Source organism: Pseudomonas sp. PA-5-4B (genome assembly GCF_021606215.1).
Taxonomy (GTDB): domain Bacteria; phylum Pseudomonadota; class Gammaproteobacteria; order Pseudomonadales; family Pseudomonadaceae; genus Aquipseudomonas; species Aquipseudomonas edaphica.
In genome coordinates, this window is record NZ_WKDB01000042.1 from 32,834 (window position 1) to 57,199 (window position 24,366).

The 24,366-nt window shown below is 60.0% G+C and carries 23 protein-coding genes; 9 read left to right on the forward strand and 14 right to left on the reverse strand.

Annotated features, from left to right (window positions below):
* Positions 1 to 7: 7 nt before the first annotated feature.
* Positions 8 to 721, reverse strand: coding sequence for a 6-phosphogluconolactonase (pgl, locus tag GIW28_RS20095; RefSeq protein ID WP_026013851.1), 714 nt, complete (start codon positions 719 to 721; stop codon positions 8 to 10).
* Positions 708 to 2,174, reverse strand: coding sequence for a glucose-6-phosphate dehydrogenase (gene zwf, locus GIW28_RS20100; RefSeq protein ID WP_099550450.1), 1,467 nt, complete (start codon positions 2,172 to 2,174; stop codon positions 708 to 710). Before zwf ends, pgl begins: the two co-directional genes overlap by 14 nt.
* A 219-nt stretch (positions 2,175 to 2,393) precedes the next feature.
* Here zwf and GIW28_RS20105 point away from each other — a divergent pair, with 219 nt between their 5' ends.
* Positions 2,394 to 3,254, forward strand: coding sequence for a MurR/RpiR family transcriptional regulator (locus GIW28_RS20105; protein ID WP_169985276.1), 861 nt, complete (start codon positions 2,394 to 2,396; stop codon positions 3,252 to 3,254).
* Between the two features lie 130 nt (positions 3,255 to 3,384).
* Here GIW28_RS20105 and GIW28_RS20110 read toward each other — a convergent pair whose 3' ends face one another.
* From GIW28_RS20110 to GIW28_RS20155, 10 genes are all read right to left on the reverse strand, one after another.
* Positions 3,385 to 4,230 (reverse strand): D-hexose-6-phosphate mutarotase, encoded by an 846-nt coding sequence (locus tag GIW28_RS20110; RefSeq protein ID WP_017139187.1) that lies wholly within the window; start codon positions 4,228 to 4,230, stop codon positions 3,385 to 3,387.
* A 218-nt stretch (positions 4,231 to 4,448) separates the two neighbouring features.
* Positions 4,449 to 5,795, reverse strand: coding sequence for a carbohydrate porin (locus tag GIW28_RS20115; protein WP_017139186.1), 1,347 nt, complete (start codon positions 5,793 to 5,795; stop codon positions 4,449 to 4,451).
* Positions 5,796 to 5,881: 86 nt separating this feature from the next.
* Complete coding sequence (locus GIW28_RS20120; protein ID WP_017139185.1) at positions 5,882 to 7,042, reverse strand: ABC transporter ATP-binding protein; 1,161 nt, start codon at positions 7,040 to 7,042, stop codon at positions 5,882 to 5,884.
* Between the two features lie 2 nt (positions 7,043 to 7,044).
* Entirely contained in the window at positions 7,045 to 7,890 is an 846-nt protein-coding gene (locus GIW28_RS20125; protein WP_017139184.1) for a carbohydrate ABC transporter permease, read from the reverse strand.
* Positions 7,883 to 8,791 (reverse strand): carbohydrate ABC transporter permease, encoded by a 909-nt coding sequence (locus GIW28_RS20130; protein WP_017139183.1) that lies wholly within the window; start codon positions 8,789 to 8,791, stop codon positions 7,883 to 7,885. Before GIW28_RS20130 ends, GIW28_RS20125 begins: the two co-directional genes overlap by 8 nt.
* A gap of 92 nt (positions 8,792 to 8,883) precedes the next feature.
* The gene (locus GIW28_RS20135) at positions 8,884 to 10,170 is read right to left on the reverse strand and encodes an ABC transporter substrate-binding protein (protein WP_017139182.1); all 1,287 of its coding nucleotides are present in this window, start codon (positions 10,168 to 10,170) and stop codon (positions 8,884 to 8,886) included.
* Positions 10,171 to 10,274: 104 nt separating this feature from the next.
* A complete protein-coding gene (locus GIW28_RS20140; RefSeq protein ID WP_236447101.1) occupies positions 10,275 to 11,534 on the reverse strand; it encodes a D-mannose isomerase in 1,260 nt (419 codons plus the stop codon).
* 254 nt (positions 11,535 to 11,788) lie between these two features.
* Positions 11,789 to 12,613: an ATPase gene (locus GIW28_RS20145; RefSeq protein ID WP_017139180.1), complete on the reverse strand. Its 825-nt coding sequence runs from the start codon at positions 12,611 to 12,613 to the stop codon at positions 11,789 to 11,791.
* A gap of 127 nt (positions 12,614 to 12,740) precedes the next feature.
* A complete protein-coding gene (locus GIW28_RS20150) occupies positions 12,741 to 13,739 on the reverse strand; it encodes an NAD-dependent epimerase/dehydratase family protein (protein ID WP_099550447.1) in 999 nt (332 codons plus the stop codon).
* Positions 13,740 to 13,791: 52 nt separating this feature from the next.
* Positions 13,792 to 14,685: a LysR family transcriptional regulator ArgP gene (locus tag GIW28_RS20155; RefSeq protein WP_099550446.1), complete on the reverse strand. Its 894-nt coding sequence runs from the start codon at positions 14,683 to 14,685 to the stop codon at positions 13,792 to 13,794.
* Positions 14,686 to 14,784: 99 nt separating this feature from the next.
* On the opposite strand from GIW28_RS20155, the gene GIW28_RS20160 reads away from it, so the two are divergent.
* From GIW28_RS20160 to GIW28_RS20190, 7 genes are all read left to right on the forward strand, one after another.
* Positions 14,785 to 15,186: an ACT domain-containing protein gene (locus GIW28_RS20160; RefSeq protein WP_017139178.1), complete on the forward strand. Its 402-nt coding sequence runs from the start codon at positions 14,785 to 14,787 to the stop codon at positions 15,184 to 15,186.
* A 5-nt stretch (positions 15,187 to 15,191) separates the two neighbouring features.
* Complete coding sequence (locus tag GIW28_RS20165; protein WP_099550497.1) at positions 15,192 to 15,794, forward strand: LysE/ArgO family amino acid transporter; 603 nt, start codon at positions 15,192 to 15,194, stop codon at positions 15,792 to 15,794.
* A gap of 175 nt (positions 15,795 to 15,969) precedes the next feature.
* Complete coding sequence (locus GIW28_RS20170; RefSeq protein WP_003212997.1) at positions 15,970 to 16,566, forward strand: superoxide dismutase; 597 nt, start codon at positions 15,970 to 15,972, stop codon at positions 16,564 to 16,566.
* Positions 16,567 to 16,725: 159 nt separating this feature from the next.
* Positions 16,726 to 16,953: a hypothetical protein gene (locus GIW28_RS20175; RefSeq protein ID WP_099550444.1), complete on the forward strand. Its 228-nt coding sequence runs from the start codon at positions 16,726 to 16,728 to the stop codon at positions 16,951 to 16,953.
* A 211-nt stretch (positions 16,954 to 17,164) separates the two neighbouring features.
* Entirely contained in the window at positions 17,165 to 19,216 is a 2,052-nt protein-coding gene (locus GIW28_RS20180) for a putative bifunctional diguanylate cyclase/phosphodiesterase (protein ID WP_017139175.1), read from the forward strand.
* Positions 19,217 to 19,343: 127 nt separating this feature from the next.
* Complete coding sequence (locus GIW28_RS20185) at positions 19,344 to 20,678, forward strand: imelysin family protein (RefSeq protein ID WP_017139174.1); 1,335 nt, start codon at positions 19,344 to 19,346, stop codon at positions 20,676 to 20,678.
* A gap of 247 nt (positions 20,679 to 20,925) precedes the next feature.
* Positions 20,926 to 22,380: a TrkH family potassium uptake protein gene (locus GIW28_RS20190; protein ID WP_017139173.1), complete on the forward strand. Its 1,455-nt coding sequence runs from the start codon at positions 20,926 to 20,928 to the stop codon at positions 22,378 to 22,380.
* On the opposite strand, the gene GIW28_RS20195 is transcribed toward GIW28_RS20190, so the two are convergent.
* Positions 22,337 to 23,395, reverse strand: a complete 1,059-nt coding sequence (locus GIW28_RS20195) for an AraC family transcriptional regulator (RefSeq protein ID WP_017139172.1) — start codon at positions 23,393 to 23,395, stop codon at positions 22,337 to 22,339. The two genes, GIW28_RS20190 and GIW28_RS20195, sit on opposite strands and share 44 nt — an antisense overlap.
* 161 nt (positions 23,396 to 23,556) lie before the next feature.
* Between GIW28_RS20195 and GIW28_RS20200 the strand changes: the two genes are divergently transcribed.
* Positions 23,557 to 23,868 (forward strand): DUF962 domain-containing protein, encoded by a 312-nt coding sequence (locus GIW28_RS20200; RefSeq protein WP_099550496.1) that lies wholly within the window; start codon positions 23,557 to 23,559, stop codon positions 23,866 to 23,868.
* 37 nt (positions 23,869 to 23,905) lie between these two features.
* Here the strand turns inward: GIW28_RS20200 and GIW28_RS20205 are convergent, their stop codons facing one another.
* A complete protein-coding gene (locus GIW28_RS20205; RefSeq protein ID WP_169985126.1) occupies positions 23,906 to 24,148 on the reverse strand; it encodes a hypothetical protein in 243 nt (80 codons plus the stop codon).
* Between the last annotated feature and the right edge of the window lie 218 nt (positions 24,149 to 24,366).

Below are 24,366 nucleotides of genomic sequence, written 5' to 3' on the forward strand. Positions count from 1 at the left end.
CCTTGGCTCATGGGCACCAGTAAATCTCTAAAGTAGGTTGCAAAAACGCGCGAATCGGCATGGCAGCAACGTCGTCACTGGCCAGCGCGGCGCTCAAGGTGGTCAATTTCGAACTGCCGGAAATCGACAGCACGGTGTAATGGGCCGTGGCCAGCAGCGCGCGACTCATGGTCAGGCGCTGGTGCGGCACAGTCGGCGCCAGCATCGGCCAGCAACGGCGCGTGCCGTCAGGCTTGAGCGCCTCGCCCAGGTTGGGGCTGTTGGGGAACAGCGATGCGGTGTGGCCGTCATCGCCCATGCCGAGTACCAGCACATCGATCGCGGGTAGCTCTGCCAACTGGCGATCGGCCAGTTCGGCGGCGTCTTCCAGGTTCGCGGCAACGTTGTACAGGCTGAGGAACTTGGCCTTGGCCGCCGGGCCCTGGAGCAAATACTTTTTCAACAGGCCGGCATTGCTGTCGGCATGTTCCACCGGCACCCAGCGCTCGTCGGCCAGGGTGATGGTGACCTTGGACCAGTCCAGGCCTTGTTTGGCCAGGTTCTGAAAAAACGCCACGGGGCTGCGGCCACCGGACACGACCAGGGTCGCTTCGCCACGGGCACTGATGGCCGCGCGCAGTTGCTCGGCCACGTCAGTGGCCAGGCCATCGGCCAGCAACACCGGCGTGCGGTACTCATGGGCTGTCACGCCCTGAGGCAGTTTCAATTCAGATATCGCCATACCACGACCTCCCATCCCGCGTGATCAGTGCAATTGAGCTCATCGGCCCCCAGGACCCCGCCGCATACGGCTTGGGCGCATCACCGGATTTTTTCCACCCGGCGATCAACTGGTCACACCACTTCCACGCGGCTTCGATTTCATCTTTGCGAACAAACAGGTTCTGATTGCCGCGCATTACTTCCAGCAACAGCCGCTCGTAGGCATCGGGAATCCGTGCACTGCGATAGGTGTCGGAAAAATTCAGTTGCAGCGGGCCGCTGCGCAGTTGCATGCCCTTGTCCAGGCCTTGCTCTTTGGTCATCACGCGCAAGGAAATACCTTCGTCCGGCTGCAGGCGGATGATCAGTTTGTTGCTGATCTGCAGGCGCTGCTCGGGGGCGAAGATATAGTGGGACGGTTCCTTGAAGTGAATGACGATCTGCGACAGCTTTTGCGGCATGCGTTTGCCAGTACGCAGGTAGAACGGCACGCCAGCCCAACGCCAGTTGCGGATATCGGCACGCAGGGCGACGAACGTCTCGGTGTCGCTCTGGGTGTTGGAGTTCTCTTCTTCCAGGTAGCCCGGCACCGGCTTGCCGGCGCTGTAGCCGGCGATGTACTGGCCGCGCACCACTTGGGTGGTCAGGCCTTCCGGGCTGATCGGCGCCAGGGCCTTGAGCACCTTGACCTTCTCGTCACGGATGCTGTCGGCGGACAGGTCGGCCGGTGGGTCCATGGCGATCAGGCACAGCAGCTGCAGCAAGTGATTCTGGATCATGTCACGCAGTTGGCCGGCCTTGTCGAAGTAACCCCAACGGCCTTCGATACCGACCTGCTCGGCCACGGTGATTTCCACGTGGGAAATGTAGTGCTGGTTCCACTGGGTTTCGAACAGGCTGTTGGCGAAACGCAGCGCAATCAGGTTCTGTACGGTTTCTTTGCCCAGGTAGTGGTCGATGCGGTAGGTGCGGTTTTCCGGGAAAAACTGCGCCACGGCGTCGTTGACCTTGCGCGAGGATTCCAGGTCCGAACCGATGGGTTTTTCCAGCACAACGCGGGTGTTGTCCGCCAGGCCGACCTTGGCGAGGTTCTCGCAGATCGCGCCATACACCGCCGCCGGGGTGGCGAAATAGGCGATCAGGCGTTGGTCGCTGCCGACTTTTTCGGCCAGAGCGACGTAGTCATCGGCTTTCATGAAGTCGACGTGCACGTAGGCCAGACGCGCCAGGAAGCGCGCGGCCACAGCTTCGTCGAGTTCCTTGCCGACGTAGTTACGCAGTTCTTTTTCGATATGGGCCAGGTGCTCCTGCTCGGAACCGGCTTCACGGGCCAGGCCCAGGATGCGCGTATCGTCGTGCAGCAGCCCGGCGCCATCGAGTTGGTAGAGGGCAGGAAATAACTTGCGCAGCGCCAGATCACCCAAGGCGCCAAACAGGGCAAAGGTGCAGGGTTCTACGGTTATCGAAGGCATGATGTTTGTTCTTTTATCAAGTTAAGCTACAAATACCTTTTTTCAAGGCATCACTCAAGGAAAAATGTAGTAATAACCACAACATTTTCCCGAAATACGCATTCCGAGTGGTGGTGTTCAGCTACCCTCAGTAGGATAGGCCACCGCAAAGGGCCACTCGTCGATGGGTTACCGCCCTTTATTTGCATCGTCGCCCGAAGGAAAGACTGAATGGACCGCGTGCGAAATCTTCTGGAACAGATCCGGAACCGCCTCGAAGAATTGAACAAGGCCGAGAAAAAAGTCGCCGAGGTCATCCTGCAAAACCCACAGCAGGCAACCCGCTTCTCGATCGCCGCCCTCGCCCAAGCCGCTTCGGTCAGTGAACCGACGGTCAACCGTTTCTGCCGTTCGTTCGGCGTCAGCGGTTACCCTGAACTTAAATTGCAGCTGGCGCAAAGTTTGGCCAGTGGTGCGGCGTATGTGAGCCGCGCCGTGGAAGCCGATGATAACCCTGAGGCCTACACCCAGAAGATCTTTGGCAGCGCCATTGCCTCCCTGGACAGTGCGTGCCAGGCCCTCGACCCGGCGCTGATCAGCAAGGCCGTGGATTTGTTGATCCAGGCGCGGCAGATCCATTTCTTCGGCCTCGGCGCTTCGGCACCGGTGGCCATGGATGCGCTGCACAAGTTCTTCCGCTTCAACCTGGCCGTGACCGCCCATGCCGACGTGCTGATGCAGCGCATGATCGCGTCTGTGGCGCACACCGGCGAGCTGTTTGTGATCATTTCCTACACCGGGCGTACGCGGGAGCTGGTGGAAGTGGCGCGTATCGCCCGCGAAAACGGTGCGTCGGTACTGGGCGTGACTGCCGAGAACTCGCCCTTGGCCAAGGCCAGTACGGTGAGCTTGAACATTCCATTGCCGGAAGACACTGACATCTACATGCCGATGACGTCGCGGATCATTCAGTTAACGGTGCTGGACGTGCTGGCAACCGGCATGACCTTGCGCCGCGGGGTGGATTTCCAGCCGCATCTGCGCAAGATCAAAGAGAGCTTGAATGACAGCCGGTATCCGGTGGGGGATGAGTTTAACTAGCAGCAATCTCCACCAGCAGTACCGACCCTATCGCAGGCAAGCCAGCTCCCACAGTGAACCGAGCTGCCCATTTGGAATGCATTCCCCTGTGGGAGCTGGCTTGCCTGCGATAGCGCCATAAGCTCCACCACTAAACCCCGGCCCGCGCCTGCAAACTCAGGTGCGCCCGCTCCCCCGGCGCCAGACTGGCTGCCGCCATCGCCGACTCCACACACACAAACCCCGACGCCTCGTTAAAGCTCACGCCCAACAACGGCCGGCTGCCTGGATGCCACACCACGGTGTCAGCGCTGTCGCCGGTGTCGATGCACAGCTCACGTTGCCAGGCGTGGTCCTTGAGCTGCAGTTCACCCTCATGCTGGAACACCCGCTGGCATCCACCATCCACCCTTAGCTCGCCTTCCTGCTGGCAAACCTGGCGACTGAGCTGGTCATAACCTTGCGCGCCATCGAGCCCAGACAGCGCTATCTCGTCGACGTGACCAATACGCCAGTAAGCGTGCAACGCATGGCTCAGCTGGCACGGCAATTCGTCCTGGTGCTCGGTGCTCAAGCGCAACTCAAGGGTTTCGCCCAGGTGCGCGTGCAGGTCGACCTGCCAGTCGCACAGCTGCAATTGCCAGTGCAGGCGCACACCGTCATCGTCGGTGCTGCTGTCGAGCAGTTTCCAGTCGATCAGCCGCGCCCAGCCATGGGACGGCCAGGCGTTTTCGCTCGGATGGCGCCCATACCAGGGCCAGCACACCGGCACGCCACCACGGATGGCGCCGACTTGTGGCCACTTGGCTGCGCACCACAGCCAGGGTTTCTGGCCTGTGGGCTGAAAGTGCAGCAATTGCGCACCCTGGCGGCTGAACACCGCCTGGCACAGCGGATGGTCGATCACCAATACATCGCGCATCTGAAAGCGCTCCCAGGCGAACACCGGTTGTTCACGCAGGGATTTGAAAAAGCGTTGCAGCGGATGCTCATGCATGTGCCACGGTCCTGGAGTTCATTGTTGCTCAAGCTTGGTTACCCTGTGGGAGCTGGCTTGCCTGCGATGGCATCGCCTCGGCCATCCAGGCAGACCGCGTCGTTTGCATCGCAGGCAAGCCAGCTCCCACATGGGTAGTGCAGCGCGCCCCAAAAAAAGCGGGTAGCCATGGCTACCCGCAAAATGCGCACAGAGAGAAGGAGCTTATCGCAACAGCGTTAGAACGTAGACTGAATTTTCAGGCCCGCTACCAACGCGTTGTCGACTTTATCGACGCCACCTGGGTGGGTAACGTATTGCAGGTTAGGACGCACGGTCAGCCAGTTGGTGACGTGGAAGCCGTAGTTGATTTCAGTGTTGTACTCGGTGTCACGCAGCGGCGCGTAGCCCACCTGATCGTAGTCGGTGAAACCACCGGCTGCGTTCAGCAACTCTGCGTTTTTCCTCACGTCCTGGTTGACATGGATGCGGGAGAAACCGATACCGACGTCATCTTTTGGACGCGCATCGAACGGGCCTTTGTAGACCAGCATCAACGACTGATAGTTGTCGACGAGGTTGGTGTCCTTGTCGTGGAAGGTGGCGTTGGCCGCGATGTTCAGGCCGCGCGACGCGTCGCCGTTATGGGTGGTAAGTTGCTGCTGCACAACGCCCCAATAGCCGCTTTTGCTGCTACGGGTACGGTAAGCCAAGCCTGAGGTGGCGGCATCGTTGCCGTTAACGTCTTCACGTACGTCGCTGGCATCCGCGGCGCTCTTGTAGTAACCCACGCGGTATTCGCCCGGCAGGCCATTGACCTTCGGCGACCAGACCAACTCCACCGGAATCACGGTGCCCTTGGTGCCGCTGCCGCTGAGTTTGAAGCCATTGCCGTGCTCAAGCTGCGACGGGTTCTGGTTGTACGCACCGATCTGCGCATACAGCTCAGGCGTGATGTTGTACTTCACGCGGATAGCGGCCTGGGCGACCGGCCAGTTGTACCAGGTGTTTACATAGTTACCCACCTGCGAGCCACAGAACGACAGGTTCTGGAAGTCGCATGGGAAGGTGTTGAAGTCTTCGCCTTCACCGAAGTAACCGAGTTTCACGTCCAGCTTGTTATCGAACATCTGGTGCTGAATCCAGAACTGGGTCAGACGCACCATGTGGCCACGACCATAGACTTCCATCGACGAACTCAGCGTGCCGGCACGCGGGTCACCGATACGGTCGTTGGAGATGTTTTGGCCATTACGGTTGGTCAACTGGATCTTGGCCTGGGTGTTGTCCCAGCCCCACAGCTTTTGCAGATCGAGCGCTACGCCCAACCCGAACTGGTCGGAGTAACGGCCGGTCTTGTCGTCGTTATAGCCGCCGTGCAGGTTGGCGCCCATTTCCCCTACGTAGTCAGCCTTGATGTCGATACCTTGCTCGATCAGCTTGGTACGCTCGCCACCCCAATCGCCGGTCATCCACTTGGAATCGGCGCTGAATGCATCGGCCGCCATCGCATTGGCGGACAATACCAGGGCTGCTGCTGCTGACAGTTGGCAGATCAGCCGAGTGTTGTTGTGTTGCTTTTTCATCCCTACATCCTCGTCTTTATTGTTATTTAACTGTTTTTATCTAACGCGGGTTACTTTTTTTTAACCAAAACAACAAGTTATCTGCTTCAGCGGCCTTTGAATTGGGCCACGTTGTCGGCATGCCCGTGTGCAGGCAATGAGGCAGCAGTGCCCAAGCGTTCGCCGGTTTTGGCGTCGAACAGCAATACCTTGGCCGGGTCGAATTGCAGGGTCAGGGTCTCACCGACCTGCGGTGCAACGTCCGGCGCGAGGCGGCAGCAGACTTTGGTGTCATTGAGTTGCACAAACACCAACGTGTCCGGACCGGTCGGCTCAGTGACCTGGACTTCGGCACGAATGCTCGACGACCCATTCGCTTCACCCGTGGCCAGAACAATTTGCTCCGGGCGCAGACCCAGGATCACATCGCGATCTTCAAGCCCAGCATCACTCATACCCAGCGGCAGCTCGCAACGGGCCTGGCCGCTGTCGAGCAGTGCCACCAGGCGACCGTCCTTGCGTTGCAGGCGCAAAGGTATGAAGTTCATTGGAGGTGAACCGATAAAGCTTGCCACAAACAGGTTGGCCGGGTCGTTATAGATTTCTTTCGGCGTGCCAAATTGTTGAATGATGCCGTCCTTCATCACCGCCACTTTATCGCCCAGGGTCATTGCTTCGATCTGGTCGTGGGTGACGTACACGGTGGTGGTTTTCAGGCGCTGGTGCATCAGTTTCATTTCGGTGCGCATCTCGACACGCAGCTTGGCGTCGAGGTTGGACAGCGGTTCGTCGAACAGGTAGATCTTCGGCCGACGTGCCAGGGCGCGGCCCATGGCCACACGCTGTTGCTGGCCACCGGACAACTGACCTGGCTTGCGGTTAAGCAGGTGCTCGATCTGCAGCAGCTTGGCCACGCGCGCCACTTCGGCGTCAATATCCGCCTGGGGCATCTTGCGGATCTTGAGGCCGAACTCGATGTTCTCGCGCACGCTCATGGTCGGGTACAGCGCGTAGGACTGAAACACCATGGCGATGTCACGGTCCTTGGGGCTCATGCCGCTCACGTCCTGGTCGCCGATCATGATCGCGCCGCCGGTGATGGTCTCAAGGCCGGCGATGCAGTTCATCAGCGTGGATTTACCGCACCCCGAAGGGCCGACCAGAATCAGGAACTCACCCTCTTTGATCGACAGTTCGATGTTCTTCAAGGTGTCGGGCAGGCCGGCGCCATAGGTCTTGTTTACATTGCGAAGTTCGAGCGTAGCCATGATTACCCCTTGACCGCGCCGGCCGTGAGGCCGCGCACGAAATACTTGCCTGCGATCACATAGACCAGCAGGGTCGGCAGCCCGGCGATCATCGCCGCCGCCATATCCACGTTATATTCCTTGGCCCCGGTGCTGGTGTTGACCAGGTTGTTCAGCGCCACCGTAATGGGCTGCGAGTCGCCGCTGGAGAACACCACGCCAAACAGGAAGTCGTTCCAGATCTGGGTGAACTGCCAGATCAGGCAGACCATGATGATCGGCGTCGACATCGGCAGAATGATCAGCCGGAAGATGGTGAAGAAACCTGCACCGTCCAGTCGCGCCGCCTTGATCAGAGCATCTGGAATGCTCACGTAGTAATTACGGAAGAACAGCGTAGTAAACGCCAACCCGTAGACCACGTGCACAAACACCAGGCCCGTGGTGGTACTGGCCAGGCCCATCTTGCCGAGGGTGAACGAGGCCGGCAGCAGCACGGTCTGGAACGGCAGGAAGCAGCCGAACAGCAGCAAGCCGAAGAACAGCTGCGAACCTTTGAAGCGCCAGAACGACAGTACATAGCCGTTCAACGCGCCGATGGCGGTGGAGATCAGTACCGCCGGAACGGTGATCTTGATCGAGTTCCAGAAGTAACCGTCAACGGTGGCCCAGGCCTTGACCCAGCCGATGCCGGTCACGACGGTCGGCCAGCTCAGCAGGTTGCCGGTGCTGATGTCTTCGGGGGTTTTGAAGCTGGTCAGCAGCATCACCACCAGCGGCACCAGGTACAGCAGCACGGCGAGGATCAGCACCGCGTAGATCGCGATGCGACTCAGGCTGATGGCAGGTTTGGAGGCGAGACTAGTCATTGCGCTTGGTCCTCAGCTCGGAATACAGGTAAGGCACGATGATCGCGAGGATCGCGCCGAGCATCAGGATTGCACTGGCCGAGCCCATGCCCATCTGGCCACGGCTGAAGGTGAACGAGTACATGAACATCGCAGGCAGATCGGACGAGTAGCCCGGGCCGCCGGCGGTCATGGCCGCTACCAGGTCGAAGCTCTTGATCGCGATGTGCGCGAGGATCATCACCGCACTGAAGAACACCGGGCGCAGGCTTGGCAGCACCACGCTCCAGTAGATGCGCGGCAGGCTGGCGCCATCGATTTGCGCGGCGCGCACGATCGACTGATCAACGCCACGCAGGCCGGCCAGGAACATCGCCATGATGAAGCCCGAGGCTTGCCACACGGCGGCAATCACCAGGCAATACACCACGCGGTCGGGGTCGATCAGCCAGTCGAGACGGAAGCCTTCCCAGCCCCAGTCACGCAGAAGTTTGTCCAGGCCCATGCCCGGGTTGAGCAGCCATTTCCAGGCCGTACCGGTCACGATCATCGAGAGCGCCATCGGGTACAGGTAAATGGTGCGGATAAAGCCTTCGCGGCGGATTTTCTGGTCGAGGAAAATCGCCAGTGTCACGCCGATCACCAAGGTGATGCCGATAAACATCCCGCCGAACAGCGCCAGGTTCTTGCTCGCCACCCACCAACGGTCGTTGTCGAACAACCGCGCGTATTGTGCAAGACCAGCCCATTTGTAGCTGGGCAGGAACGTGGACGTGGTGAACGACAGCACGAATGTCCACAGGATGTAGCCGTAGAAGCCCACCAGCACGATGAACATGCTCGGCGCCAGCACCAGCTTAGGGAGCCAGCGCTGCAGCGCATCGAACGGCGAGGCCTTGCTGAACACAGCAACAGAACTCATGGGAAAATCCAGTACAGGGAAAAAGGACTACAGGAGCAAGCCTTGTGAGGGGTCAGGGGGTTTCCCCTCACAAGGACCAGCCGTGCTAACCGTTACTTGGCAGACTTGATCGCAGCGCCGAGTTTCTTGGCGGTGTCGGCCGGGTCGGCTTTCGGGTCGTTGATGTAGTTGGTCACGACATCAAAGAACGCACCTTGTACCGCCAGGGTAGTGGCCATGTTGTGGGCCATACTTGGCTGCAGGCCACCGGTCTTGGCGTCGGCAAGGAAGTCCTTGGCAGCGGTCTGGGCGCAGGAGTCGAAACCGAGCTTGTCCATTTCATTGAGCATGTCGGTACGAACCGGGATCGAGCCTTTGTTGATGCTGAAGACTTTCTGGAAGTTTTCACCCAGTACCACTTTGGCGATGTCCTTCTGACCTTCCTGAGTGCCCTTGTCTTTAACCTTGAACACCGCCAGGGAGTCGATGTTGTAGGTAAAGGCTTTGTCGGTACCCGGGAAGGCTACGCACTCGTAGTCTTTGCCGGCGACTTTCTTGGCGGCAGTCCACTCGGACTTGGCCCAGTCACCCATGATCTGCATGCCGGCCTTGCCGTTGATGACTTTGCCGGCTTCCAGGTTCCAGTCCTGGCCTTTGCCGTCGACGTCCATATAGGTCGCGACCTTTTTAAGCTCAGTCAGGGCCTTGACCATTTGCGGGCCGGTCAGCGCGTCGTTATCCAGGTCAACCAGGGCTTTCTTGTAGCCGTCGGCACCCATCACCGACAGTACGACCGCTTCAAATACGGTGCTGTCCTGCCAAGGCTGGCCACCGTGGGCGAGCGGGATGAAGCCTGCGGCCTTGAGTTTGTCGCCGGCTGCGTAGAATTCTTCGAGGGTGGTCGGGTTCTTGGTGATACCGGCTTTCTTGAAGACTTCCGGATTGATCCACAGCCAGTTTACGCGGTGAATGTTGACCGGCACGGCAACGTAGTTACCTTCGTACTTCACGGTATCGGAGACTTTCTTGTCGAGCAGCGAGTCCCACTTTTCTTCTTTGGCGACGTCTTTAAGCACGTCGGTGTCGAGCAAGCCAGTGGACGCCCATTCCTGAATGTCCGGGCCTTTGATCTGGGCAACGCCTGGCGGGTTGCCAGCGACTGCGCGGCTTTTCAGCACAGTCATTGCAGTGGCGCCACCGCCACCGGCTACGGCGCCGTCTTTCCAGACGAAGCCATCTTTCTCAACTTGAGCCTTCAGTACGTCTACTGCTGCTTTTTCACCGCCTGAGGTCCACCAATGCACAACTTCAACCGTCCCTTTCGAGTCGGCGGCAAATGCACTGAGGGGAAACAACGAGGCAATGGAAATAGCAACGGCGAGGCGATTAATCGCGTTCATCTGAATACCTTTTCTTGTTGTTATGCATGCAAGTCTAGAGCTTGCGCTGCACGGAGTTTAAACATGGATTTTTAGCGCGCAGGTAACAAAGGGACGCACAAATGTCACCACTTGGTGACATAGCATCCTTGACCCAATGCGCTGGTCATACTCGGTGACAAGGGTAGTACAGGCAGTACGACCGCTTGCCAGGCATGGTACAGGTCCGGCTTGCCACCCCAGATCTTGCTGCTGGGCTGGTTGTGCGGGCTGAGTTCGTGGTGCCAGCTGCCGTTGATACGGTCGATAAAGTGGCTTTCGCAGAACTCCCAAAAGCGCCGATACCAGGTTTCGTAATGCAGCTCGCCAGTGCGTTTGAGCAAAGCCTGGGCCGCCGCGCTGGCTTCGGCATGGGTCCAGTGCAGGCGCTCGCGCACCACTGGCTGGTGCTTCCAGTCCAGGGTGTAGACGATGCCGGGAGCGCCGTCCACGGCCCAGGCGTATTCGCAGGCGCTGGCGAACAGGCCGCGGGCGTCGCTCACCAGCCAGTCCGGCGTGGCCAGCCCGGCTTGCAGGCGTGCGGCTTCCAGGTGCAGCACCAAACGTGCCCATTCGAAACCGTGGCCGGGGGTGATGCCATACGGGCGGAAGCCATCGGCAGGGTTGTCTTCGTTGTAGCCGAGCAAGGGTTGCCAGTGCGTGTCGAAATGCTCGATCACCATGAACTGGTTGCCGGCAGCGTGAGTGTGGATAACGCGCTCGACAATGCGCAGCGCGCGGTCCAGCCAGCGTGTTTCACCGGTGACATCGGCCAGTGCCAGGAAGGCTTCGGTGGCGTGCATGTTGCTGTTGGCGCCGCGATAGGCTTCGACGCCGCTCCAGTCCTGGGCGAAGGACTCGAGCATCACGCCCTCCTCCTCGCTCCAGAAGAACTGGTCGATGATATGCACGGCGTCGTGGAGCAGGTTCTGCGCACCGGGTGCGCCGGCCACTACGGCAGAGCTGGCAGCCAGGGCAACGAACGCGTGCAGGTAAGCGGCTTTGCCACGGTTGCCATCCAATGCGTTGGGCGCGGCGAACCAGCCGCCGTGTTCGCTATCGCGCAAGGGGCCACTGAGGGCGGCAACGCCATGGGCAACCAGGTCGGCATAACCCGGCACCCCCATGGCATGGGCCATGGCAAAGCTGTGGGTCATGCGCGCCGTGTTCATGGTTTCGGCGTGGGCGTCGGCCGGCAGTTGGCCGTTGCCGTCAAGGTTGCCAAAGCCGTCTGGCAGGCGTGAGGCTTTGGCGAACGCCAGCAGACGTTGGCCTTCGCTGGCGAGCCAGGCGTGATGGGCAGGTGCGTTCAGCCAACTGCTGGCAGGCAGTGGTTGCATGGTCATGGGTAGCCCTTTTTATTTTTTATGGGATGACCGGAGTCTAAACAAGGGCGAGACGAGGGCAAGTAACGAAGGGGATGGGAAATGTCACCACCTGGTGACATTTGATCGTTCCCACGCAGAGCCCGTCGATCGTTCCCACGCTCCGCGTGGGAATGCAGCCCGTGGCGCTCTGCGCCACCCCTGCACAACCCGGCAGCGGGACGCGGAGCGTCCATGGCGGCATTCCCACGCAGAGCGTGGGAACGATCATTGGGTTATTGGCCCAGTGGGGTGACCCGCGCTGGCGCGTTGAGCTGTTGGTTAAGGTTCTGCACCTGGCTCTGCAACGTGGTGATGTTGCGCGTGGTCTGGATGCGGAACACGTCAAACTCTTTATTGGTTGGCGCATCACTATTGGCGGGCTGGTTCTCCTGCGCGCTTTTGAGCACCACCAGGTCCTGTTCCAGGCGGGCGATGGCCGCGCTCGGGTTGCCTTGCTTTTTAAGGGCCGCCACGTCGGCGGACAGATCCTTGACCTCACCCTGCGCCGCCTTAAGTGTGGCCACGGCATCGGTCAGCGCCTGCACCTGGCCTTGCAGCTTGGCATTCGCGCTCGACAGTTCAGTGGTGCTGGCACTCATCTGTGCCAGGCGCTGGTCGAGTTCGGTTGCCTGCCCGGCCACGCCGACTTGCTGCTTGCCTTGCTCCAGCAATTGGGTTTCCAACTGCTTGATCTGCAACTTGAGGGCTTCGCTGCCGTTGTTGACGTTGGCCTCGCTGGCCACCACCTTGCCGGAAATGTCTTGCAGGCGCCCCGCTGCTTCTTCACTGATGCGTGCAAAGCTTTCCTGGGTGGCGACCAACTGCTGGCCCATCAGGGAAATCTGCTGGAAGCTCCACCAGGCAAGGCCGGCGAAGGCGATCAGCAGCGCGCCGACCAAGGCCCACAGGGGGCCGGTACTGGCGCTCTTGACCTTGACCACCTTGGTTGTGCGCGAGCGCACGGAGGTGGCGGGAGTCGGCTCGAAATCATCATCGTCCCCGATGTCGGCCCGCAGGCTGGGAACGTTGTCGAAATCGTCTTTGGCATCGTTACGCATGAATCAACCCTGAATCGGTGAGATGGCGACCGGAAAAGCCGAGCGAGCGGAGTATAAACCCCGTTGGCGCCGCATTGATCGACCCGGAAGCCTGAATTCGGTTCCCGATGTGTTGCTGGTTGTGAGCTTATTTCAGCCCCGGCTCCTGAGCTTTCCACCAACTGCAGAACTCATCGAGCGCCGTCCACAGGCTGACCTTGGGCTCGTAGTCGAGATAATGCCTGGCACGGCTGATGTCCAGGGTGAAATCTTTGTTCATGACCTGCATGCCCAGGCGCGACAACGACGGCTCCGGGCGACCCGGCCACATTGCGCAGAATGCCTCGTTCAACGCCGCCACGCTGTAGGACAAACCGTACGACCGATACCGGGTGACCTGGGGCATGTCCATCTGGCGCATTACATAATTGACCACATCCCACACTGGCACCGGCGCGCCATTACTGATGTTGTAGGCCTTGCCCAACGCCGAGCCGGTGGCGAGCAAGCTGCTGAGCAGTGCCTCATTGAGGTTGTGCACACTGGTGAAGTCGACCTTGTTCAAACCATCACCGACGATAGCCAGGCGGTTCTTGCGCTGCATTTTAAGCAGGCGCGGGAAGATGCTCATGTCGCCGGCCCCGGTGACAAAACGCGGGCGCAGCGCAAGTACTTCGAGGCCGAATTCCTGGGCGCCAAACACCTTCTGCTCCGCCAGGTATTTGGTGGCGGCGTAGGGATGCTTGAAGCGCTTTGGCACTTGCTCCTCGGTCAGCCCCAGGTGGTCGCGGCCATCAAAGTAGATCGACGGCGACGACAAGTGCACCAGGCGCCCGACACGCTCCTTGAGGCAGGCCTCGACGACGTTTTCGGTGACCAGCACATTGCCCTGGTGGAAGTCCTGGTACTTGCCCCACAACCCGACGGCGCCGGCGCAATGCACCACGGCTTCGACATCGCGGCACAGCTCGCGCACCAGGTCGGCATCATTGAGATCACCCTGGATAAACTCGGCGCCGCGCCTTACCAGGTGCTCCACACCTTCGGCACGCCGCCCGTTGACCCGCACGTCCAGGCCCTGCTCCAGGGCGAAACGTGCAAAACGCCCGCCGATGAAGCCGCTTGCGCCGGTGACCAGAATTTTCATTTGTTACCCCATGCTCTTTCGTTTTTCATCGCTGTTGCCTTGACGCACGCCATCAGTCCAACGGCACCAACCATTGGCCACAGGCCTGGGCCAAGTGATCGGTCAGCAGCCCCAACAATTGCCCACCATTGCGCCAATGATGCCAGTACAACGGCACGTCGATGGGCTTATCTGGCAACAACTCGACTAAAGCGCCGCTTTGCAACTGGTCGCGCACCTGTAATTCCGGCACCAGGCCCCAACCCAGTCCGGCTTCGGTCAGGCGAATAAAACCTTCGGAGGACGGGCACAAATGGTGCTCGAAACCGCCGTCCACGCCCAGCGATGCCAGGTAGCGGTGCTGCAGGAAATCGTCCGGGCCGAACACCAGCGCCGGCGTGCGTGCCAACTGATCGGCACGCACGCCCTCGGGAAAATGCCGCGTTATAAATGCAGGGCTGGCCAACGCACGGTAGCGCATGGCACCGAGCAACAGACTGCGCGCCCCGGCCACCGGGCGTTCGCTGGCGCAGATACAGGCCGCCACTTCACCGGCGCGCATGCGCTTGAGGCCCACGGTCTGGTCTTCCACCACCAGGTCCAGCAACAAATGCTGCTCGGCGCAAAAGTCGCTGACGGCCTCGGCCCACCAGGTGGCGAGGCTGTCGGCGTTCAAGGCGATGCGCAGGCGCTCGGGCATGCCCTCCTCGTCCAGCGCTGGCACCTGGCTTTGCAGGTCGCGCTCGAGCAAGCGCACCTGTTGCACATGGTTGAGCAAACGTCGCCCGATGTCGGTGGGTGTAGGTGGCGTGGCCCGCACCAGCACCGGTTGGCCAATACGCGCCTCCAGTAACTTGATGCGCTGGGAAATCGCTGACTGAGAAAGCCCCAGTACCTGCGCGCCACGCTCGAAGCCGGCCTGCTCCACCACCGCCGCCAGGGCGGAAAGCAATTTATAGTCGAACATCAGTTTCTCTAATGAGCGATCAGCAATATTGGTTTTTCTTATACAGCGTGGGCCGGGAGAATGACCAGCATTGCTTCTCTTTATTAAAGGAATCCACACATGGCTGGCGAAACCGCCCTGGCAACCCTGCTGCGCAGCATGAGCCCTCATCTAAACGAAGGCGACTACGTGTTCTGCACTCTGCCCGACTCACGTATCCCGGCAGGTTGCGAGATCATCGGCAGCTTTCGCGAGCAGGAAGGTTTGACCCTGATTGTGGAGCGTGAGCAGGCGGAACACGCCGGGCTGGCCTTCGACTATGTGGCCGCCTGGATCACCCTGAATGTGCATTCGGCCCTTGAAGCCGTGGGCCTGACGGCGGCGTTCGCCAGTGCGCTGGGCAGCGCCGGTATCAGTTGCAACGTGATTGCCGGGTTTTATCACGACCACTTGTTCGTGGGCCGCGCCGATGCCGAGCGGGCCATGGATGTATTGCGCCAACTGGCAGCAAACGCGGAGTAATGGCTATGTGGCAAAGCTACGTAAACGGGCTGCTGGTGGCTCTCGGCCTGATCATGGCGATCGGCACCCAGAACGCGTTTGTATTGGCGCAAAGCCTGCGCCGTGAACATCACTTGCCGGTGGCGGCGCTGTGCATCGTGTGTGATGCAATTCTGGTCGCACTTGGGGTATTTGGCCTGGCTACCGTGCTGGCGCAAAACCCGCTGCTGCTGGCCATTGCCCGCTGGGGTGGTGCGGCATTCCTGCTGTGGTACGGCACCTTGGCGTTGCGTCGAGCGTGTTCCCGACAAAGCCTGGAACAGGGGGCACACCTCAAGGTGCGTTCATTGCGCGCCGTGTTGCTCAGTGCCTTGGCAGTAACGCTGCTCAATCCCCATGTGTACCTGGACACCGTGCTGCTGATCGGCTCATTGGGCGCGCAACAAACCGAGCCCGGCGCCTATGTGGCCGGCGCTGCCAGCGCCTCGTTCCTGTGGTTCGCCACCCTGGCACTCGGCGCGGCGTGGTTGGCACCTTGGCTGGCGCGCCCGGCGACCTGGCGCCTGCTCGACCTTCTGGTCGCGGTGATGATGTTCAGCGTGGCCTACCAATTGATCAGTGCCGGATGAATATTCCAAAACGCTCTGGAACCTCTATCCCACACAGTTGTTGCGTGGTTTTGCCGCACCCCCGGTGCTATGATCCGGACCCTGCGCCGCAAAGAGTACAAACTCCCCGGCGCTTGTTTGGCCGCCCGTGATCGGCCTTGCGCTCACCGCAACTGACCTGATTAGGAGAATCATCATGGCTTTCGAATTGCCGCCGCTGCCCTACGCACACGATGCCCTGCAGCCGCACATCTCCAAGGAAACCTTGGAGTACCACCACGACAAGCACCACAACACCTATGTCGTGAACCTGAACAACCTGGTGCCTGGCACCGAGTTCGAAGGCAAGACTCTGGAAGAAATCGTCAAGTCTTCTTCGGGCGGCATCTTCAACAACGCCGCTCAGGTCTGGAACCACACTTTCTACTGGAACTGCCTGGCGCCAAACGCCGGTGGCCAACCGACCGGCGCACTGGCTGAAGCCATCAACGCAGCCTTCGGTTCGTTCGACAAGTTCAAGGAAGAGTTCACCAAGACGTCCGTCGGCACCTTCGGTTCCGGTTGGGGCTGGCTGGTGAAAAAAGCTGACGGTTCCCTGGCCCTGGCCAGCACCATCGGCGCCGGCAACCCGCTGACCAGCGGCGACACCCCGCTGCTGACCTGCGACGTGTGGGAACACGCCTACTACATCGACTACCGCAACGTGCGTCCAAAGTATGTGGAAGCGTTCTGGAATCTGGTCAACTGGAAATTCGTGGCTGAGCAGTTCGAAGGCAAAACCTTTACTGCCTAAGCAACGTTTGCAGTAGAAAGAGCCCGGCAATTGCCGGGCTTTTTTGTGGCCGACGAAAACTGGACGTAATGCAGAATGTGTGGAACTCACCGAGAGGAACAGGCCACCCAGCATGCGAGAGAAATAACTCTCTCATTTTATCCTGTAGGAGAGTCCGCAATGGATCCGTTATCGATGGGTATGTCAGCTGTGTCTTCAGTGTTGCCACTCGCAGGCAAAGGCATGGACCTGGTGAGCAAGGGCATGGACTTGCTGGGCACGCTGGTCAATTCAGCCAGTCAGGCCGCCGGCAGGGCGCAAGGTAAAATCGGCGGTGATGCCCACCAGAAGAACGAACATCAGATCACGTTCAACAACGTAAACGAAAACTCGATCAAAGTATCTTAAGCCCGCAACACTCGATGTCGGGATGTCGAAGGCATTCCCTTCCTTTCCTGCGCGGTACCCGAGGGCGATGGATATCATCGCCCTCTTCCTTCCAGACACGCCCTTTACAGCCTCCAGAAGCCTTAGCAGCAATGTCCCTTTGACTGCCATCCCGAGATTGCCAATACTCATGGCATATTGAGGCTACCCGCACGGAACAAGGAATGACCCTTTGAAGCTGGAACTCAAAAACAGCTTGTCGGTGAAGTTGCTACGGGTTGTGCTGCTCTCGGCATTGATCGTGGGCGTGACGCTGAGCGTGGCGCAGATCGTGTTTGATGCCTACAAGACGCGTCAGGCCGTGGCCGGTGACGCGCAGCGGATCCTCGACATGTTTCGCGACCCCTCGACCCAGGCTGTCTACAGCCTGGACCGCGAGATGGGCATGCAGGTGATCGAGGGCCTGTTTCAGGACGACGCCGTGCGCATGGCCTCCATCGGCCACCCCAACGAAACCATGCTGGCGGAAAAAAGCCGCGCCTTGCAGCAATCACCCACCCGCTGGTTGACCGACCTGATTCTTGGCCAGGAACGCACCTTTACGACTGCACTGGTTGGCAAAGGCCCCTATAGCGAGTACTACGGCGACCTGAGCATTACCCTCGACACAGCCACCTACGGCAAAGGTTTTATTGTCAGCTCGGTGATCATCTTTATTTCCGGCGTGCTGCGCGCCCTGGCCATGGGCCTGGTGCTGTACCTGGTGTATCACTGGCTGCTGACCAAGCCGTTGTCGCGGATTATCGAGCACTTGACCTCAATCAACCCCGACCGCCCCAGCGAACACAAGATCCCCCAGCTCAAGGGCCATGAACGCAACGAGCTGGGGCTGTGGATCAACACTGCCAACCAGTTGCTCGAGTCCATCGAGCGCAATACGCACTTGCGGCATGAGGCGGAATCGAGCCTGTTGCGCATGGCCCAGTACGACTTCCTGACCGGGCTGCCGAACCGTCAGAAGCTGCAGGAGCAGTTGGACAAGATCCTCACCGATGCCGGCCGCCGACAGCGCCGGGTGGCGGTGCTGTGCGTGGGGCTGGATGACTTCAAAAGCGTCAACGAACAGTTCACCTACCAGGCCGGCGACAAATTACTGCTGGCCCTGGCCGACCGCCTGCGCGCCCACAGCGGCCGCCTCGGCGCCCTCGCCCGCTTGGGCGGCGACCAGTTTGCACTGGTGCAGGCCGATATCGACCAGCCTTACGAGGCCGCCGAGCTGGCGCAAAGTATCCTCGACGACCTGGAAGCCGAATTCGCCCTCGACCAGGACCAGATTCGCCTGCGCGCCACCATCGGCATCACCCTGTTCCCGGAGGACGGCGACAGCACCGAGAAGCTGCTGCAAAAAGCCGAACAGACCATGACCCTGGCCAAGAGCCGCTCGCGCAACCGCTATCAGTTCTATATCGCCAGTGTCGACAGCGAAATGCGCCGGCGCCGCGAACTGGAAAAAGACCTGCGCGATGCCCTGGGTCGCGAGCAGTTCCACTTGGTCTACCAACCGCAGATCAGCTACCTCGACCACCGCGTGGTGGGCGTAGAGGCATTGCTTCGCTGGCAGCACCCGGAACACGGCCTGGTGCCGCCGGACTTGTTCATCCCGCTGGCGGAGCAGAACGGCACCATTATTCCGATTGGTGAATGGGTGCTGGACCAGGCTTGCCGGCAGTTGCGCGAATGGCATGACCTGGGCTTCACCGAACTGCGCATGGCGGTCAACCTGTCCACCGTGCAGTTGCACCACACCGAGTTGCCACGGGTGGTCAACAACCTGATGCAGATCTATCGCCTGCCGCCACGCAGCCTGGAGCTGGAAGTGACCGAGACCGGCCTGATGGAGGACATCAGCACCGCCGCCCAGCACCTGCTGAGCCTGCGCCGCTCCGGTGCCTTGATCGCGATTGATGACTTCGGCACCGGCTATTCATCCTTGAGCTACCTCAAGAGCCTGCCGCTGGACAAGATCAAGATCGACAAGAGCTTCGTCCAGGACCTGCTGGATGACGACGACGATGCAACCATCGTGCGCGCCATTATCCAACTGGGCAAAAGCCTGGGCATGCAGGTGATTGCCGAAGGCGTGGAAACCGCCGAGCAGGAGGCCTATATCATTTCCGAAGGGTGCCATGAGGGCCAGGGCTACCACTACAGCAAACCGCTGCAGGCCCGTGAGCTGGCGGCGTTTTTGAAACAGTCCGAGCGCAACAACGCGGCGATTCTCTGAACCGACAAATCGATACCAAATATTTCCCTCGCATAAACCTTTACACAAAATGCAAATCTTTCGCATTATGTCGCAGTTTTTGCGCTTCCCCGCGCGCCCTATCAACAACCGAAGCAGGATGTTCGCCATGATTCGTATGCCCCTGGCCACCGCCAGTCTGCTGGCCATTGCCATTTCTCTCGCCGGTTGCGGCGAAGGTAAAGACAAGGCCGCCGCGCCGACCCCGGCAGTCAGCACCACCGCTCCAGCGGCTGCCACGCCTGCCGGCCAGGTCGACGAAGCAGCCGCCAAGGCCGTTGTCGCGCATTACGCCGACATGGTGTTCGCGGTGTACAGCGACGCCGAATCCACCGCGAAGACCCTGCAGACCGCAATCGACACCTTCCTCGCCAACCCGAGCGACGACACCCTGAAAGCAGCCCGCACCGCCTGGGTCGCCGCCCGTGTGCCGTACTTGCAAAGTGAAGTGTTCCGCTTCGGCAACACCATCATCGACGACTGGGAAGGCCAAGTGAACGCCTGGCCCCTGGACGAAGGCCTGATCGACTACGTAGACAAATCCTACGAGCACGCGCTGGGTAACCCGGGCGCCAACGCCAACATCATCGCCAACACAGAGATCCAGGTGGGCGAAGACAAGGTCGACGTCAAGGAAATCACCCCGGAAAAACTCGCCAGCCTCAATGAACTGGGCGGTTCCGAAGCCAACGTCGCCACCGGCTACCACGCCATCGAGTTCCTGCTCTGGGGCCAGGACCTCAACGGCACCGGCCCAGGCGCAGGCAACCGCCCGGCATCCGACTACATGACCGGCGACGGTGCCACCGGCGGTAACAACGAGCGCCGTCGCACTTACCTGCGCGCTGTGACCCAACTGCTGGTCAGCGACCTGGAAGAAATGGTCGGCAACTGGAAACCCAAGGTCGACGACAACTACCGCGCCACCCTGGAAGCAGAACCTGCCACCGACGGCCTGCGCAAAATGCTGTTCGGCATGGGCAGCCTGTCCCTGGGCGAACTGGCCGGTGAGCGCATGAAGGTTTCCCTGGAAGCCAACTCGCCGGAAGACGAACAGGATTGCTTCAGCGACAACACCCACAACTCGCACTTCTACGACGCCAAGGGCATCCGCAACGTCTACCTGGGCGAGTACACCCGCACCGACGGCACCAAAATGACCGGCGCAAGCCTCTCGTCGCTGGTGGCCAAGGCCGATCCAGCCGCCGACTCGGCGCTCAAGGCCGACCTGGCGTCGACCGAAGCGAAGATCCAGGTCATGGTTGACCAGGCCAACGCCGGTGAGCACTACGACCAACTGATCGCGGCCGGTAACGACAAGGGCAACCAGATCGTGCGTGACGCGATTGCGGCACTGGTCAAGCAGACCGGCGCGATCGAAACCGCCGCGGGCAAGCTGGGCATCAGTGATTTGAACCCGGATAACGCTGATCACGAGTTCTGATTGATCCTGCGCTGAATAAGGCGACCTTCGGGTCGCCTTTTTTGTGCGCGTTCCCCCCTTCCCATACCCACTGTGGGAGCTGGCTTGCCTGCGATAGCGATGGGTCTGCTACAGATGGGTGGCTGACAGGTCGCCATCGCAGGCAAGCCAGCTCCCACAGTCGAACTGCTTCGCCTCGTACACCCCGGTTTACAAGACCCGCACCGCAGGTAGAATGGCGCCACTCTCTCAAACCCGAGCTTTCTTCATGGCGTTGCCGACCCTGCGTATCATCGGTTTCATCATCGGCATCTTCCTGATCACCCTCGCGATCGCCATGGTCATCCCGATGGCCACCCTGGTGATCTTCGAACGCACCAGCGACCTGCCCTCGTTCCTGTGGGCCAGCATGATCACCTTCCTTGCGGGTTTGGCCCTGGTTATCCCCGGCCGCCCCGAACACGTGCACCTGCGCCCCCGGGACATGTACCTGCTGACCGTCACCAGCTGGCTGGTGGTGTGCATCTTCGCCGCGCTGCCGTTTCTGCTGACCCAGCACATCAGCTACACCGATTCGTTCTTTGAAAGCATGTCGGGCATCACCGCCACCGGCTCCACCGTCCTGAGCGGTTTGGACAGCATGTCCCCTGGCATCCTGATGTGGCGTTCAATGTTGCACTGGCTGGGCGGCATCGGCTTTATCGGCATGGCGGTGGCGATCCTGCCGCTGCTGCGCATTGGTGGCATGCGCCTGTTCCAGACCGAATCCTCGGACCGCTCAGAAAAAGTCATGCCGCGCTCGCACATGGTGGCGCGCCTGATCGTGGCAGCGTATGTGGGCATCACCATCCTGGGCAGCCTGGCGTTCTGGTGGGCCGGCATGGGCTTGTTTGATGCGATCAACCACGCGATGTCAGCAATTTCCACCGGCGGGTTTTCCACCTCCGATGAATCCCTGGCCCACTGGAAACAACCGGCGGTGCACTGGGTAGCGGTGGTGGTGATGATCCTCGGCAGCTTGCCGTTCACCCTGTATGTGGCCACATTGCGCGGCAACCGCCGGGCGCTGATCAAGGATCAGCAAGTGCAAGGCTTGCTCGGTTTGCTGATCGTGACGTGGCTGGTACTCGGCACCTGGTACTGGTGGACGACCAACCTGCACTGGCTGGATGCCCTGCGCCATGTTGCCCTGAACGTTACGTCGGTGGTGACCACGACCGGCTTTGCGCTGGGGGACTACAGCCTGTGGGGCAATTTCTCGCTGATGCTGTTCTTCTACCTGGGTTTTATCGGCGGCTGTTCGGGCTCGACGGCGGGCGGGATCAAGATCTTCCGCTTCCAGGTCGCCTACATCCTGCTCAAGGCCAACCTGAACCAACTGATCCACCCACGCGCAGTGATCAAGCAGAAGTACAACGGCCACCGTCTCGACGAAGAGATCGTGCGCTCGATCCTGACCTTTTCGTTTTTCTTCGCTATCACCATCTGCGCCATCGCCCTGGCCCTGTCACTGCTGGGTCTGGACTGGATGACCGCACTGACCGGTGCCGCCAGCACCGTGTCCGGTGTTGGCCCGGGCCTGGGCGAAACCATCGGCCCGGCCGGTAACTTCGCCAGCCTGCCGGATGCGGCCAAGTGGATCTTGTCATTCGGCATGCTGCTGGGAAGGCTGGAGATTATTACCGTGTTTGTTCTGTGCATTCCGGCGTTTTGGCGCCACTGACCGTCGATGCCTGCAGCAGCCGCACCCGGTACTCGCCGGGCGTGACGTCGAACCAGCGGCGGAACGCGCGGAAGAAATTACTCGGGTCGGCAAAGCCCAACAGGTAGGCGATTTCCAGCAAGGTCATACTCGGCTGCGCCAGGTACTGTTCGGCAAGCTCGCGACGCGTATCGTCGAGCAACGTCTGGAAACTGGTGCCCTCCTCCTGCAAACGCCGCTGTAACGTGCGCTGAGACAAGTGCAGGGTCTGTGCCACCACTTCGCGCTTGGGCTCACCCTGGGGCAACAAGCGGCACAGCACCTGGCGCGCCTTGTGGGTCACGCGGCTCTCGGAAAACCGCGCCAGGTATTCACCGGCAAACCGATCATGCAGCAGCGCCATCGCCTCATTGGCGGTGGGCAACGGTGCATCCATGTCGGCCTGTTCGAAAATCAGCGCATCATAGGGCGCATTGAACTCCATAGGCGCATGGAATGCTTGCTTATAGGGCGCCAGATCGGCCGGTTGGTCACCTTGCAACATTACCTTGCGTGGCTGCAGGGTGCGGCCAGTCAGCCAGCCACATAATGCCAGGGCACTGGCCAACGAGGCTTCAGCGCTTTGCCGGGTCGGCGGCAGGTGATCGCCATGCACCGTCAGAATCAGCGCATAGCCTTCAGGTAACAGGCGAAAACTCAAGTCGGCGCTTTCGGCGATGATGCGTTGGTAACGCACCAGGCGCATAAAACCTTCGGCCAGGGTGTTGCTGGACATCAAGGCGTAACCCGCCACATGAAACGACGCCGGGCGCACCACCTTGCCCATGTTCAAGCCGATCGCGGGGTTGCCTGACAGCTCGACAGCGCGCTGCCACAGCCGGGTCATGGAGTCTTGCGCAAAACGTGCATCAGGGTCACTGAGCGCGGCGTAGTCCAGGCCCAGTTGCTTGAACAAGACACGGCAATCCAGGCCGTCCATTTCCAACGCTTTGACGATGCCCATTGCCCAGCTTGCAGAAGTTGTTCGTTCGCTCATGGCGTCTTCTTGAAAAAGGCAGGCTTAAACGGCAGCCAGGAAGCCAAGGATACTAAAGTGGCATCTATTGTCACTGGCTGTTACCACTGATCACTCTAGACTCAAATAAGCTCCCCGCCGAACATCTGTTGGGCGGCATCACCAGCCCAGGGCCGATCACTGTGGAAAACGTCAAGCAATTCAACAGCTTCGCTGAGTTCTACCCTTATTACCTGAGCGAGCACGCCAACAGCACCTGCCGGCGCCTGCACTTTATTGGCACCACCCTGGTGATTGGGATTCTGGCTTATGCCATTGGCCGTGGCTCGTTGGGGTTACTGCTCGCATTACCGGTCGCCGGCTACACCTTTGCCTGGATCGGGCACTTCTTCTTCGAAAAGAACCGGCCTGCAACGTTTCAACATCCCTTCTACAGTTTGCTGGGGGATTTTGTGATGTATCGCGACATGATTTTGGGGAAGGTGCCTTTTTGAGGTCTTTCCAAAAGTGACCCGCTGTAAGAGCGGAACCCTACTCAGCCATCACCCAAATAACGGATATGCCCCCAAACCCAACAGCCACCCAGCCACCCAGCCACCCAGCCACCCAGCCTGCGACCCCATGCCACTTGCGCAAAAAAATAAAAATTCGCACATCCGCCGACATAAAATTCTTTTTGTCATTTTCAGTGCTGTATCCTGCCAAGGCTTTTTGAGAGCGCGGAATCACCTGCGATTGATAAAACAGATCTTGCGAGGAGCGACGACGATGCACGAGATACCTAATCTCCCCTTCCCAAGCCTGCACCCAACTGAGCAGCCAACACCGCAGCAGGCCAGTGACAAACAGCCTGAAGCCAAAGAAGCAAAACCAGTCGACAGCAAACGCCAGGACTGACGCCGTACCAGACCGTGTGGAAAGCGCACTTCAAGCGCTTTCCACACTGCCTGAATCATCGAGACCCCCGCCATGACCGAATCCCTCCCCGACAC

What these genes read in the sequence shown, in the direction of transcription:
- pgl (WP_026013851.1), bottom strand. Translation starts at nt 721, where the DNA reads ATGGCGATATCTGAATTGAAACTGCCTCAGGGCGTGACAGCCCATGAG.
- zwf (WP_099550450.1), bottom strand. Translation starts at nt 2,174, where the DNA reads ATGCCTTCGATAACCGTAGAACCCTGCACCTTTGCCCTGTTTGGCGCC.
- GIW28_RS20110 (WP_017139187.1), bottom strand. Translation starts at nt 4,230, where the DNA reads ATGCATGAGCATCCGCTGCAACGCTTTTTCAAATCCCTGCGTGAACAA.
- GIW28_RS20115 (WP_017139186.1), bottom strand. Translation starts at nt 5,795, where the DNA reads ATGAAAAAGCAACACAACAACACTCGGCTGATCTGCCAACTGTCAGCA.
- GIW28_RS20120 (WP_017139185.1), bottom strand. Translation starts at nt 7,042, where the DNA reads ATGGCTACGCTCGAACTTCGCAATGTAAACAAGACCTATGGCGCCGGC.
- GIW28_RS20125 (WP_017139184.1), bottom strand. Translation starts at nt 7,890, where the DNA reads ATGACTAGTCTCGCCTCCAAACCTGCCATCAGCCTGAGTCGCATCGCG.
- GIW28_RS20130 (WP_017139183.1), bottom strand. Translation starts at nt 8,791, where the DNA reads ATGAGTTCTGTTGCTGTGTTCAGCAAGGCCTCGCCGTTCGATGCGCTG.
- GIW28_RS20135 (WP_017139182.1), bottom strand. Translation starts at nt 10,170, where the DNA reads ATGAACGCGATTAATCGCCTCGCCGTTGCTATTTCCATTGCCTCGTTG.
- GIW28_RS20140 (WP_236447101.1), bottom strand. Translation starts at nt 11,534, where the DNA reads ATGACCATGCAACCACTGCCTGCCAGCAGTTGGCTGAACGCACCTGCC.
- GIW28_RS20145 (WP_017139180.1), bottom strand. Translation starts at nt 12,613, where the DNA reads ATGCGTAACGATGCCAAAGACGATTTCGACAACGTTCCCAGCCTGCGG.
- GIW28_RS20150 (WP_099550447.1), bottom strand. Translation starts at nt 13,739, where the DNA reads ATGAAAATTCTGGTCACCGGCGCAAGCGGCTTCATCGGCGGGCGTTTT.
- GIW28_RS20155 (WP_099550446.1), bottom strand. Translation starts at nt 14,685, where the DNA reads ATGTTCGACTATAAATTGCTTTCCGCCCTGGCGGCGGTGGTGGAGCAG.
- GIW28_RS20160 (WP_017139178.1), top strand. Translation starts at nt 14,785, where the DNA reads ATGGCTGGCGAAACCGCCCTGGCAACCCTGCTGCGCAGCATGAGCCCT.
- GIW28_RS20165 (WP_099550497.1), top strand. Translation starts at nt 15,192, where the DNA reads ATGTGGCAAAGCTACGTAAACGGGCTGCTGGTGGCTCTCGGCCTGATC.
- GIW28_RS20170 (WP_003212997.1), top strand. Translation starts at nt 15,970, where the DNA reads ATGGCTTTCGAATTGCCGCCGCTGCCCTACGCACACGATGCCCTGCAG.
- GIW28_RS20175 (WP_099550444.1), top strand. Translation starts at nt 16,726, where the DNA reads ATGGATCCGTTATCGATGGGTATGTCAGCTGTGTCTTCAGTGTTGCCA.
- GIW28_RS20185 (WP_017139174.1), top strand. Translation starts at nt 19,344, where the DNA reads ATGATTCGTATGCCCCTGGCCACCGCCAGTCTGCTGGCCATTGCCATT.
- GIW28_RS20190 (WP_017139173.1), top strand. Translation starts at nt 20,926, where the DNA reads ATGGCGTTGCCGACCCTGCGTATCATCGGTTTCATCATCGGCATCTTC.
- GIW28_RS20195 (WP_017139172.1), bottom strand. Translation starts at nt 23,395, where the DNA reads ATGAGCGAACGAACAACTTCTGCAAGCTGGGCAATGGGCATCGTCAAA.